Source organism: Pseudomonas maioricensis (genome assembly GCF_022790535.1).
In the GTDB taxonomy this organism is placed as follows: domain Bacteria; phylum Pseudomonadota; class Gammaproteobacteria; order Pseudomonadales; family Pseudomonadaceae; genus Aquipseudomonas; species Aquipseudomonas maioricensis.
On the sequence record NZ_LOHG01000010.1, the window covers coordinates 130,202 to 142,247 of the forward strand.

The 12,046-nt window shown below is 57.9% G+C and carries 10 protein-coding genes; 8 read left to right on the plus strand and 2 right to left on the minus strand.

Going from position 1 to position 12,046, the window contains the following annotated elements:
• The first annotated feature begins 305 nt into the window (after positions 1-305).
• The 6 genes from AUC61_RS16950 to AUC61_RS16975 all read left to right on the plus strand — a co-directional run bounded on the left by AUC61_RS16950 (position 306) and on the right by AUC61_RS16975 (position 7,813).
• Positions 306-1,328 carry an aldo/keto reductase gene (locus AUC61_RS16950; protein WP_243247349.1) on the plus strand — a complete coding sequence of 341 codons (1,023 nt, stop codon included), beginning with the start codon at positions 306-308 and terminating at the stop codon, positions 1,326-1,328.
• Positions 1,329-1,709: 381 nt separating this feature from the next.
• A complete protein-coding gene (locus AUC61_RS16955; protein ID WP_243247350.1) occupies positions 1,710-3,932 on the plus strand; it encodes a TonB-dependent siderophore receptor in 2,223 nt (740 codons plus the stop codon).
• Between the two features lie 8 nt (positions 3,933-3,940).
• Complete coding sequence (locus tag AUC61_RS16960; protein ID WP_243247351.1) at positions 3,941-4,777, plus strand: 5'-nucleotidase, lipoprotein e(P4) family; 837 nt, start codon at positions 3,941-3,943, stop codon at positions 4,775-4,777.
• A gap of 58 nt (positions 4,778-4,835) precedes the next feature.
• Complete coding sequence (pnuC, locus tag AUC61_RS16965; protein ID WP_243247352.1) at positions 4,836-5,429, plus strand: nicotinamide riboside transporter PnuC; 594 nt, start codon at positions 4,836-4,838, stop codon at positions 5,427-5,429.
• A 213-nt stretch (positions 5,430-5,642) separates the two neighbouring features.
• The gene (gene glsB, locus AUC61_RS16970) at positions 5,643-6,551 is read left to right on the plus strand and encodes a glutaminase B (RefSeq protein ID WP_122661880.1); all 909 of its coding nucleotides are present in this window, start codon (positions 5,643-5,645) and stop codon (positions 6,549-6,551) included.
• Between the two features lie 188 nt (positions 6,552-6,739).
• Positions 6,740-7,813, plus strand: a complete 1,074-nt coding sequence (locus tag AUC61_RS16975) for a DUF1615 domain-containing protein (protein ID WP_243247443.1) — start codon at positions 6,740-6,742, stop codon at positions 7,811-7,813.
• Here AUC61_RS16975 and AUC61_RS16980 read toward each other — a convergent pair.
• A complete protein-coding gene (locus tag AUC61_RS16980; RefSeq protein ID WP_243247353.1) occupies positions 7,810-8,040 on the minus strand; it encodes a DUF6555 family protein in 231 nt (76 codons plus the stop codon). The two genes, AUC61_RS16975 and AUC61_RS16980, sit on opposite strands and share 4 nt — an antisense overlap.
• Positions 8,041-8,090: 50 nt before the next feature.
• On the minus strand, positions 8,091-8,525 hold the full coding sequence (locus AUC61_RS16985; protein WP_243247354.1) for a DUF1810 domain-containing protein: 435 nt from the start codon (positions 8,523-8,525) through the stop codon (positions 8,091-8,093).
• A gap of 276 nt (positions 8,526-8,801) precedes the next feature.
• Between AUC61_RS16985 and AUC61_RS16990 the strand changes: the two genes are divergently transcribed.
• Both AUC61_RS16990 and AUC61_RS16995 read left to right on the plus strand, forming a co-directional pair.
• Positions 8,802-10,613, plus strand: coding sequence for an ABC transporter ATP-binding protein (locus AUC61_RS16990; RefSeq protein ID WP_243247355.1), 1,812 nt, complete (start codon positions 8,802-8,804; stop codon positions 10,611-10,613).
• Between the two features lie 309 nt (positions 10,614-10,922).
• Positions 10,923-11,927, plus strand: coding sequence for an alpha/beta fold hydrolase (locus AUC61_RS16995; protein ID WP_243247356.1), 1,005 nt, complete (start codon positions 10,923-10,925; stop codon positions 11,925-11,927).
• Positions 11,928-12,046: the final 119 nt, after the last annotated feature.

Genomic DNA, 12,046 nt, shown 5'->3' on the forward strand with positions numbered 1-12,046 from the left:
GGTTGCAGCTGTACCGAACGCGGCTATAGAGCGTTGTTTGAAACAATGGTTCATGAACCCCAGCCAGAGCACCACGAGCTCATAAGAGAATGGCAGGCAGGTATAACCGACATGACATTTCCCGCTGGCAGGTTCATTTTTCTAACCATAGAACCAGACGCTCTTTCCTCAGAGGCTTTAAATCATTTATTAATACCGGCCCGTTATCCGATCTGATGTTGCCTGAGCCGGTGGGCCGTTTTCAGGCGTATCTTGCATTGCAGGTCAATCGATAACCCGAGTCATGAACCCTATCTGGAGCACGCATGAGCGCTATCGAATACCGCAACCTTGGCCGCAACGGTGTCAAGGTCTCGCCACTTACCCTGGGCACCATGATGTTTGGTGAGCAGACCGATGATGCGGTCGCAAAGCGCATCGTCGACAAGGCATTTGAACAGGGCATCAACTTCATCGACACCGCCAATAACTACAACGGCGGCGTGTCCGAGGAAGTGGTGGGCCGATTGATCGCCGGGCGTCGTTCGCACTGGGTCCTGGCTACCAAGTTCGGTAACCCTAATCCTGGTGGCCGGGCACCTAATGATCGTGGCGCTTCGCGGCCCAGCATCATTCAGTCTGTGGAATCGAGCCTCAAACGTTTGAACACCGATTACATCGACCTGCTTTATCTGCATCGCGAAGACGACAGCGTACCGGTGGAGGAAACCCTGCGTACGCTGTCGGACCTGATCCGTGCGGGCAAGATCCGCTCTTATGGTTTGTCCAATCATCGTGGCTGGAAACTCGCGGAGTTCAGCCGTACTGCCGATCTGATGGGCATTGAACGTCCAGCCGCCAGCCAGCCGCTGTACAACCTGGCTAACCGTCAGATTGAAGTTGAACACTTGCCTGCAGCCGAGTACTACGGGATCGGTGTGGTGTCCTACAGCCCGCTGGCCCGTGGGGTTCTGACCGCCAAGTACGATCCAGATTTGCCACCAGCCGAAGGTACCCGTGCCGGGCGCAATGACCCACGCTTGCAACAGACGGAATGGCGCGCCGAATCGTTGAATCTGGCGCAACGGGTCAAGGACCACGCCGAGGCACGGGGCATCACGCCGGGGCAATTCGCGCTCGCCTGGGTGTTGAATAACAAGCTGGTCACGTCTGCCATTGCCGGTCCTCGCACGGAAGAGCAGTGGAACGATTATGAGCCTGCGCTGAACTACGCGTTCACGGCCGAAGACGAGGCGTTCGTTAATGGTCTGGTGGTCACCGGGCATTCGTCGACCCCGGGCTACAACGACCCAAGTCATCCGTTTCTTGGGCGTCAATCGCGGGTTTGACGGTAGGCACCGTTCCTGCTGACTCCCGTTTGCTTCGCAACAGCGCGCTGTCCGGGAAGTGACAACACGATCGATCAGCCTGGAACGCCATCCCCCTGTAGGAGTGACCGGGGTGGCGCTCCACCTTGCTCGCGATGGAGGCACTGCGGTACATCAGGCATGTCGCGTCATCGTTCATCGCGAGCAAGCTCAGCTCCCACAGAGTTGGCGCAATGTCGTAGAGCCGGCCGGGTTTGCGGCGCCAAAGGTGTCAGGTACACCGGAGCAGGTCTTGCTATTGCTCTCTAGCCTTGAAAATTCCAGTTGTAACGCACTGTTTGCAGGCCTCGCCCTTGCGTCCGGCATAAAGCGCCGGTATACAGCGGCCACAAAGGAGCTTTCATGGTTATTTCTTATCGAACGTCTGAGTCACCTGCGCCGAGGTTTTCGCCAAATCTGTTGAGAATTGGTGTGTTGATGGCCTGTGGCGTGGGCACTGGTTGGCTGGCGGATGCGGCGTGGGCAGAAAACAGCACAGCCGCAAATAGCGGCGTGCTGCTGGACGCGATCACGGTCAGCGGCGAACAAGACGCTGGCTATCAGGCCAGTGAGGCTGCGGTCGGTGGTTTTGGTCAAGCGCCCTTGCTGGATACACCTGCTTCCATTGCGGTGATCACCGAGCAGCGACTCAAGGATCAGCAGGCGCGTCTGCTCAGCGAAGTGCTGCGCAACGATGCTTCGGTGGGCGAGAGCTATGCGCCAGTGGGTTACTACGAGAACTTTGTGGTGCGCGGTTTTGCCCTCAATTCGGCCAGCAGCTACAAGATCAACGGCCGGACCATCACCGGCGAGCAGAACGTCGCGCTGGAAAACAAGCAGCAGGTTGAGTTGCTCAAGGGGCTGGCAGGTTTGCAAAGCGGGGTGTCCGAGCCCGGTGGTTTGGTCAACTATGTCAGCAAGCGTCCGGAAAATGTCCGTTCGGTCACGGTGTCCACCAACGAACAGGGCGAGCGCTATCTGGCGACCGATCTGGGCGGCTGGTTCGGCAGCGAGCAGCAGTTGGGTATTCGTACCAACCTCGCCCATGAAGACATTCGCTCCTATGCTGATCACGCCGACGGCAAACGTGACTTTGCTTCGCTGGCGGTCGACTGGAACATCAGCCCCGACAGCCTGCTGCAACTGAATGCCGAGTATCAGAACCGCGAACAGCGCTCCGTACCGGGTTATCAGTTACTGGGCGGCACCACGGTGCCCCACAATCCGGACCCCAAAGACCTGTTGGGCTACCAGAGCTGGTCCAATCCGGTGGGCATTCAGTCGCTGAACCTTGACGGGCTTTATGAGTACCGCTTCAACGAGTCATGGAAAGCCAGCCTCAGCGCCTCGCGCAGCCGTGTGGTGATCGATGATTACAGCACCTTTGCCTGGGGCTGCTATGGCTCTGGCAGTTGCTCGGGGATTGATGTGGCGAATTACTTCAGTCCTGAAGGTGAGTACGATATTTCGGACTATCGCAGCCCTGACGATACCCGCCGCAACGACGAGGCGCAGGCCGCTATCAGCGGACAATTCGACACCGGTTTTCTCAAGCATGACCTGACGTTTGGAACCACGGCATTCCGTCGTCTGGTGGATCGTCGCGCGTCGTTTAACAAATTTATTGGCACGGGCACCATCGGCAGCACTCCCGGCACATTCGAGCCCGCGCCTGGCGAACTCGGTCACACCTACCGCCGCCTGGACAGCCGTCAATATGGACTGTTCGCCACCGACAGAATCAGCTTCGACGAGCAGTGGCAAACGGTGCTGGGCGGTCGGCAAATTCGCCTTGATGAAGAAAGCTACGACAGCACAGGCGCCACCACCCGGCACACCCAGCGCGCAGAGTTTCTGCCTCAGGCGGCGCTGATCTACAAACCACGCCCGGACACGTCGCTGTACATCAGCTACAGCAAAGGATTATCGCTGGGGGGCGAAGCGTCCTGGTTCAGCAGCAACGCCGATGAGATTCTGCCGCCGACCACCTCAAAGCAGATCGAACTGGGTGCCAAGCACGACTGGCAAAATCTGAGCCTGACTGCCGCGCTGTTCCAGATCACACAGGATTACCAGTACAACCGTCCCAACGACGATGGAACCCTGACCTACGTTCAGCAAGGCAAGCAGAAAAATACCGGCCTTGAACTGTCAGCCAATGGTCGTGTGACGTCGAATCTGCAAGTATCGGCCAGCGTCGCCGCGATTCGGGCGCGTGTCTCGGGCAGTGGCACCGAGGCCTACGACGGTCATCAGGCAATCAACGTTCCCAAACTTCGCGCCGCGCTGCACGGTGGCTACAGCATTCCCGGCTTCAACGGTCTGGCCTTGCTGGGTGGCGTGCAGTACAGCGGCAGCAAGTACGCCAACCGCCAGGGCAGCGTGAAGGTTGATGACTACGCGGTATTTGATATGGGCGGACGCTACAGCACCAGGGTCGAGGGCTATGACACGGTCTTGCGACTGACCGTGGATAACCTGTTCGATAAACGTTACTGGCGTGATGTAGGCGAGTCTGCGGGCGACGGTTATCTGTTCCCGGGCGCGCCACGGACTGCGCGGTTGTCAGCTACTGTGAATTTCTGAGGTCAGGCATGAGCAAGTTTTTTATAAGTGGCACGCTGTTGGTATGCGCTGCACTCGGTGGGTGTCAGCAACGGCCTCCGGCCAATGATCAACTGGACGCCGTGCTGTGGACGCAAACGTCTATCGAGCACGAATTGATTTATCGGCAGGTGTTCGACAGCGCCACCCGGCAACTGGATGTCGCGCTGGCTGACCCGAAATGGGACGCTTTGGCGCAACCGCCAAGGGATCTGACTGGTCTGCCTCCGGCGGTGATCGTCGATATCGACGAAACCTTGCTCGATAACATCCCGCTCAATGCCCGTGATATTCGCAACGACGAGATCTATTCCTACGACCGCTGGAATGTGTGGGTTGACGAGGCCAAAGCCCAGGCTCTACCGGGCGCAGTGGGCTTCCTTCAAGCCGCTACTCAGCGCGGCGTGAAGGTGTATTACCTGACCAATCGTGAGCATTCGCAAGTAGCGGCGACAGTGAAAAACCTTCGCCTGCGCGGCTTCCCGGTGAGCGATTCGCAGCAGGTATTGGCTGCTGCAACACCCACGGGGGGCTGTGAAAAAGACGGATACGGTAAAACCTGTCGCCGCCAATGGGTCGCCAGTCACGCGCGGGTACTGATGCTGGTGGGGGATTCGTTTGGCGATTTCGTTCAGGCTGGGGGCAATAACCTCGTAGCACAACGCAAGGCGGCCGAGCCTTATCTTGCCTGGTTGGGACAACGCTGGTTCCTGTTGCCCAATCCGACTTATGGCAAATGGTACAGCGCACCTTATGGCGATCAGGAAGACCTGCCCATGACGCGTAAACGCGAGCTCAAACAACAGGCGCTGGATCTCCAGCAATAACTTCACAGCCAAGGCTGTCCAGGCTGGCGCCCGGCGCCAGTGGACCGAGGGGCAAACCATGTCAACGCTGGAAATCATTGCGGTGGTCATCAACATCATCGGCGTGTGGCTCACCACCCAGCGCATTCGCTGGTGCTGGCCAGTGAGTGTGGTGGCGGTGTTGTTGTATGCGTGGATTTTTTACGACGCAAAGCTTTATTCGGACATGTTGCTGCAGGTGATTTTTGCCTTCCTTCAAGGCTACGGCTGGTGGTGCTGGAGTCAGGGTGGGCTGGACGATGGCAAGGTGCATGTGGCACGTCTGCCGCTGAACACCGCTGTGTTGAACCTGATCGTCGGAGCGCTGGCAGCCGTGCTTCTCGGAGGGCTGATGGCGCACTTTACCGACGCGGTCGTGCCATGGCTGGACGCTTCGCTGACAGCCTTCAGCCTGGTCGCCAGCGTCTGGGCTGCCCGCAAGTACGTGGCCAGTTGGTGGTTATGGATTGTCCTCGACTGCGTGTATGTCGGCATGTACCTGCATCGTGATCTGGACCTTACTGCCGGTTTATATGCAGGTTTCGTGGTGCTGGCGTTCTACGGCTACCGCGCCTGGCGGCGGGATTTGTTGAGTCAGGAATCCCGGCGCGGTGAATTGGGCGCCGGGGCTTGAGCCAGCAAATCACTGAGTTGACCCAAATCTGTAGGAGGTCACTGAGGTTACGAGGCCAGCGATGGCGGTCTGTCTGATACACCGCTATCGCGGCCACGCGGTGCTCGTGCGCTCCTACAGGTCCTCTGTCGCGGGCGAGTCAGCGGTAACCTGTGTGATGCGCTGCGCCCATTGATCGTCTAGCATGCGGTCCCGAAAACAATGAGCACATCCATGCAGAAGTTGCTGAACGAGATACTCGACGAAGTACGTCCGTTGATTGGAATGGGCAAGGTCGCCAACTACATTCCGGCGCTGGGCGAAGTGCCTGCCAATCAATTGGGTATTGCCGTATATGGCAACGACGGTGAGCTGTATTGCGCGGGAGACGCAGAGACGCGTTTTTCGATCCAGAGTATCTCCAAGGTCTTCAGCCTGGTTCAAGCCATTGGCCATTCAGGAGAGGACATCTGGCAGCGCCTGGGCCACGAGCCATCGGGCCAGCCGTTCAACTCGCTGGTGCAGCTGGAGTTCGAACGAGGCAAACCACGCAACCCGTTCATCAATGCCGGGGCCTTGGTGATCTGCGATATCAACCAGTCGCGCTTCGCCGCTCCAGCGCTGTCCATGCGTGATTTTGTGCGACGTCTGTGCGGTAACCCCGAGATTATTTCCGACTCGAAAGTGGCCGAGTCCGAATATCAGCATCGCTCACGAAACGCTGCGGCAGCGTACCTGATGAAATCCTTCGACAACTTCCATGGTGAGGTGGAAGCGGTACTGCGCAGTTACTTCCATCACTGCGCCTTGAGCATGAGTTGTGTCGATCTGGCGCGTGCCTTTGGCTTCCTCGCCAATCAAGGCTATTGCGTGCACAGCGGTGAGCAAATCCTCAGTGCTCGGCAGACCAAGCAACTCAATTCGATTATGGCCACCAGCGGGCTGTACGACGAGGCAGGCAACTTTGCCTATCGAGTCGGTTTGCCCGGCAAGAGCGGGGTAGGTGGCGGCATCGTTGCGGTGGTGCCGGGGCGTTTCACGGTGTGCGTCTGGTCGCCGGAGCTCAATGCCGCGGGCAACTCTCTTGCGGGCATGGCAGCACTGGAAAAGCTCAGCTCGCGTATTGAATGGTCGGTGTTCTGACCGCCCCTTCATGGGAATACGGTAAATCTCCGAGCATTCACGCTTCTGCGTGGGTCTATTGAGTTCGAAACAGTCGCCATCAGGCTGATTCCACTTTCAGTAGCCCCAGGGGAAGCATGCTTTTGAATCGATCAATGCTGCCGGTTTTCGGGGTTTCGCTCCGTGTTCCAGGCGTATTCAAGCCACTCATGATCGCACTCGGCGGCCTGTTGCTCGCGGCGTGCGGCACACAACGCAGCCAGCAGGCACCTGAGCTGACACCGGGCCAGATACGTGCGCAGATCGTGCGCCTGATGCCCGCTAAAACCCCTGACCGGGAAGGCTGGGCGGCTGATATCCAGACAGCGTTTACGGCGCAGGAACTGGAACCCAGCACGGAAAACCTGTGTTCTGTACTGGCGGTCACCGAGCAGGAATCCACTTATCAGGTCGACCCGGCCGTGCCGGGAATGGCAAGAATCGCTCGCGGGGAAATAGATCGCCGCGCCGCACGACTGCACATCCCGCAAGTGCTCATCAACCGTGCCTTGAAGATCCGTTCGCCCAACGGCAAAACCTATGCGGCGCGACTTGAAGCGGCACGTACCGAGAAGGACCTCAGCGCTCTCTTTGATGATTTCATTGGCATGGTCCCGATGGGGCAGACCCTGTTCGGCAGCCTGAACCCGGTACACACCGGCGGGCCGATGCAAGTCAGCATCGCCTTCGCCGAGAAACAGGCCAAGGGTTATCCCTATCCGGTCGACGGGACGATACGCCGTGAAGTATTCACTCGACGTGGCGGCATGTATTTCGGGATCGCCCATTTGCTCGGCTACCCGGCGGATTATCCGCAGTCTCTCTACCGTTTCGCCGATTTCAACGCCGGCTGGTACGCCAGTCGCAATGCCGCCTTCCAGAGCGCTGTCAGCCGCGCCACGGGTATCAAACTGGCGCTGGACGGTGACCTGATTCGCTACGATTCGACGTCACCGGGTGCCACCGAGCTGGCGATTCGCACATTGGGCAAGCGTCTGGACATGAGCAATTCGGCTATTTTCAGCCAGCTCAAACAGGGCGACACGCTGGAATTTCAGGAGACTGAAGTGTACGAGCGGGTATTCAGGCTTGCCGATCAGACAGCAGGCAAGCCGTTGCCCCGGGCGATCCTGCCGGGCATCACGCTGCAAAGCCCGAAGATCACCCGTGACCTGACCACCGCCTGGTTTGCCGAGCGTGTCGATGATCGACGTGAACGGTGCGTGCAGCGGGCAGGGCGCTAGGGGAGTTCTTGCCAACTGACGTCGGTCAGCCCCGCACGCTGCGCGTGATGCTTGAGCAGGACGATCTCCTCGGGAGGTGGCGACAGATTGTGCAACACGCCAATACCCGCGTGCAGGCAGGCGTAGTACCAGGCATCGGTGTCGGTCATTTGTGAGTCAGCTTGTACGAACAGTTTCAGTTGCCCGTGGATCGAGTAGCGGATCTCGAAATGTCGGCTAATTGCCATATAGCGCTCCAAGAGTGATAGCGCTATGACACTAATGGCTTTCTGATAGTTCAGATGTTTTTTTGGCTTAACTTTTCGAGCGTCAATGAGTCCTGGCGGCCATCGAAGAACGTATCGAGGACGCCTTGAAAAACTTTGCGCTCAGGCGCTGCGGCAGCGAAAAGCGTCATGCTGGACTGCAGTTTGACGTCGTCTGGCGAGCCGAATATCTGTCGTGCGGTCCATTGGGTGTGGGGTTCGATGAGCTTCGCGCATTGTTCGAGACGCGGTCCCAGAACCGGGTGAGCAAGGTAGGCGCGGGCTTCGTCCAGGCAAGTAATCGCAAAACGGCGCGCCATCTCGCTGCGACCGAGGCCGATGATCTGCGGGAACACGAACCACATCCAGTGGCTGTGTTTGCGACCGGTGCTCAACTCTTCGAGCACCCGTGCGAACACCGGGTCTTGTGCGTCGACGAACCGCTGTAAATCGTAGGTGTCTTCCATGTTGCACGTCCTCAGAGCTTATGATGTGAGCTTAGCCAGTTGCATGTTCAGTACCTGCCGCGATGTCCCTGAAATCACGCTGTTGCGCAGCATTAACAGGACCTGTAGGAGTTATTGCTGCGATCGCGATCTGTCAGGATAAATGCTTCGCAGCCTTCGGCAGCTCCTACAGGAAATACATTTCAATCCAGTAGTTTGTATGTGGTTTGGTGCTCGTGAGCTCCAAATGTCACCGCCAGCAAGTTTTCATTTCAGCCATTCAGAGTCTCCCCACGCATGCCTGTTGTCAGTCGTTTCACCGCTTTTCTCGATCAGGCGCGTCGTGCCATGGGCTTGGTCTGGACCACCTCCCGTGGTCTGTCTCTGGGCCTGATCGTTGCCACACTGATGGCCGGTATTTTGCCTGCGCTGGCCGCCTGGCTGGGTCAGCGTATCGTCGATGCCGTGGTCGCCGCCATGCAATTGCACGCAGCTGCTGGCGAGGCGCCGTTGTGGCCGGTGTTGCGTTATGTGTTGATGGAGGCCGGGGTGTTGGCGTTGCTGGCCGGAACTCAGCGCGCATTGTCCGTGCAGCAATCGCTGTTGCGGGTGCAGCTGGGCCAGAAGGTCAACACACTGATTCTTGAGAAAGCCCAGACCCTGTCACTGATCCAGTTCGAGGATTCCGAGTTCTACGACAAGCTGGTGCGGGTTCGTCGAGAAGCCTCGACCCGGCCGCTTGCACTGGTGACCAAATCCCTCGGGCTGATCCAGAACCTGATTTCGCTGATCAGCTTTGGCATTCTGCTGGTGCACTTTTCGCCGTGGGCGCTGTTGATTCTGGTGATCGGTGCGCTGCCGGTATTCTTCGCCGAGGCGCATTTCTCCGGTGATGCGTTTCGACTGTTCACCCGACGCGCTCCGGAAAGCCGTCAGCAGAATTACATCGAGACCCTGCTTTCCCACGAAACCTACATCAAGGAGGTCAAGCTGTTTGGCTTCGGCCCGTTGCTGATGCAGCGTTATCGCGACACCTTCCAGCGGCTGTACGCCGAAGACCGCAAGCTCACCCTGCGTCGCGATGGCTGGGGCTTTCTGCTGGGGCTGTTGGGCACCAGCGCGTTCTATCTGGCCTACGCCTGGATCGTGATCGACGCGGTGCACGGCAAGATCACCCTGGGGCAGATGACCATGTATCTGGTGTTGTTCAAACAGGGACAAAGTGCGGTCAGCAGCAGCCTCAGCGCAATCAGCGGGCTTTACGAAGACGGCTTGTACCTGGCTGATCTTTACGAGTATCTGGGGCAGCCCGTGCCGGTGGACACCGGTCATGTGACCGCAGGAGTATCGCCCGGCGATGGCTTGCGATTTGAAGGTGTCAGTTTCAGTTATCCGGGCTCCAGTCACGTAACGCTTGAGAACATCGACCTGCATTTGATGCCCGGTCGCAGCGTAGCGTTGGTTGGCGAAAACGGCTCCGGCAAGACGACGCTGATCAAGTTGCTGACCCGTCTGTATCGGCCCAATCAGGGACGCATCCTGCTCGACGGCAGTGATCTCAATGACTGGAACGAAGATACGTTGCGACGACGCATCGGTGTCATCTTCCAGGATTACATTCGCTACCAGTTCGTGGTTGGCGAAAACCTGGGGGTTGGCGATATCGATGCGTTTGGCGAAGAGAACCGTTGGCGCGAGGCGGCCAGCCAAGGCATGGCAGCGGAGTTCATCGAGCGTCTGGACAAAGGCTATGCCACGCAACTGGGCAGGTGGTTTGCAGGCGGGCAGGAACTGTCAGGCGGGCAGTGGCAGAAGATCGCCTTGTCCCGGGCTTACATGCGCCGTAACGCCGACATTCTGATTCTGGACGAGCCGACCGCGGCGCTCGATGCCGGGGCTGAAGCAGCGGTATTTGATCACTTTCGCGAGTACGCCAAGGGGCGCATGACGCTGCTGATTTCCCATCGTTTTTCGAGTGTGCGTAACGCGGACCATATCGTGGTGCTGGATAAGGGCAGGGTGCTGGAGCGGGGCGATCACGCCAGCCTGGTGACTGCGGGTGGCCGCTATGCCGAACTGTTTGATTTGCAGGCGCGCGGGTATCGGTAGGTGATTGGCCCATCAGGTTGATTGCATCTCGCAGATTGCGCAAAACTCTGCGGGACCGAATTTATTCGGGAAGCGGCCGTTACAGACAGTGCATATTCAGCGCCTGGCAATCAGTCATCCCGAATGAATTCGGTCCCACCTCGTGACTTATCCGGTGGATATTCTCTGATCCCTGCTTGGGTATGGCGCCCGGTTTTTTTAGAGCAGGGTGCCGTACATAACTCTTACTTCATGTTTCATTGCTTGCTCGCAACACGAGGCGCGGTGTATCACTTTGGGCTGATATTTTTTGCTCAGGAGAGATTGCACATGCGCGCTGCAAACATTGCCGGTTTCATGCTGGCTCTGGCATTACCCGTCGGGGCGATGGCCGAAACACCCAGCTATGGCAAGCAACTTGAGGGTTTTAAGTACCCTTATCCGTTGAGCAAATTCGAATTCGAGTCTCAGGGTAAAAAGCTCGAAATGGGCTACATGGATGTCGCCGCCCAAGGCAAGGCCAACGGCAAGACCGTCGTGCTTCTGCATGGCAAGAATTTCTGCGGCGCAACCTGGGAAGACAGCATCAAGGCCTTGAGCACCGCGGGCTATCGCGTGATCGCGCCAGACCAGATTGGATTCTGTACCTCCAGCAAGCCCGAACAGTACCAATACACTTTCCAGCAACTGGCGACCAACACCCACGCGCTACTCGCCAAACTGGGCGTCGACAAGGCGACCATCATCGGCCACTCCACCGGCGGCATGCTCGCCACTCGCTATGCCTTGATGTACCCGAAGCAGACTCAACAATTGGTCATGGTCAACCCGATTGGCCTGGAAGACTGGAAAGCCTTGGGTGTGCCGTATCGCACCGTGGATCAATGGTATGCGCGTGAGCTGAAAGTCACGGCTGAAGGTATTCGCAAATACGAGCAGAACACCTATTACGCGGGCCGCTGGAAGCCTGAATACGATAAGTGGGTGGACATGCTTGCAGGCTTGAGCAACGGTCCGGGCAAGGAAGTGGTGGCGTGGAACTCGGCGCTGATCTACGACATGATTTTTACCCAGCCGGTGTTTTACGAATTCCCGAAAGTCAGCGTCCCGACATTGCTGATGGTTGGCGATGCAGACACCACTGCCATTGGCAGTGACATCGTCTCGCCGGAGCTCAAGGCTAAACTGGGTAATTACAAGGTGCTGGGTAAAGAGGTCGCCAAGATGATTCCTGGCGCAAAACTGGTTGAGTTCCCGGGGATGGGGCATGCCCCGCAGATGGAAGATCCGGCGGGGTTCAATAAGGCGCTGATTTCGGGGTTGGGTGGGAAGTGAACTCTGACATGAGCTCTTGATTCAGAATTTTTTGCCGTGCGAGGATTTTAGAGACACCGCTAAACTAGCGTCGGAAGGCTGAGCGGAGGTGCCGGGGTGTGGGTCGCTCGGCATGGATT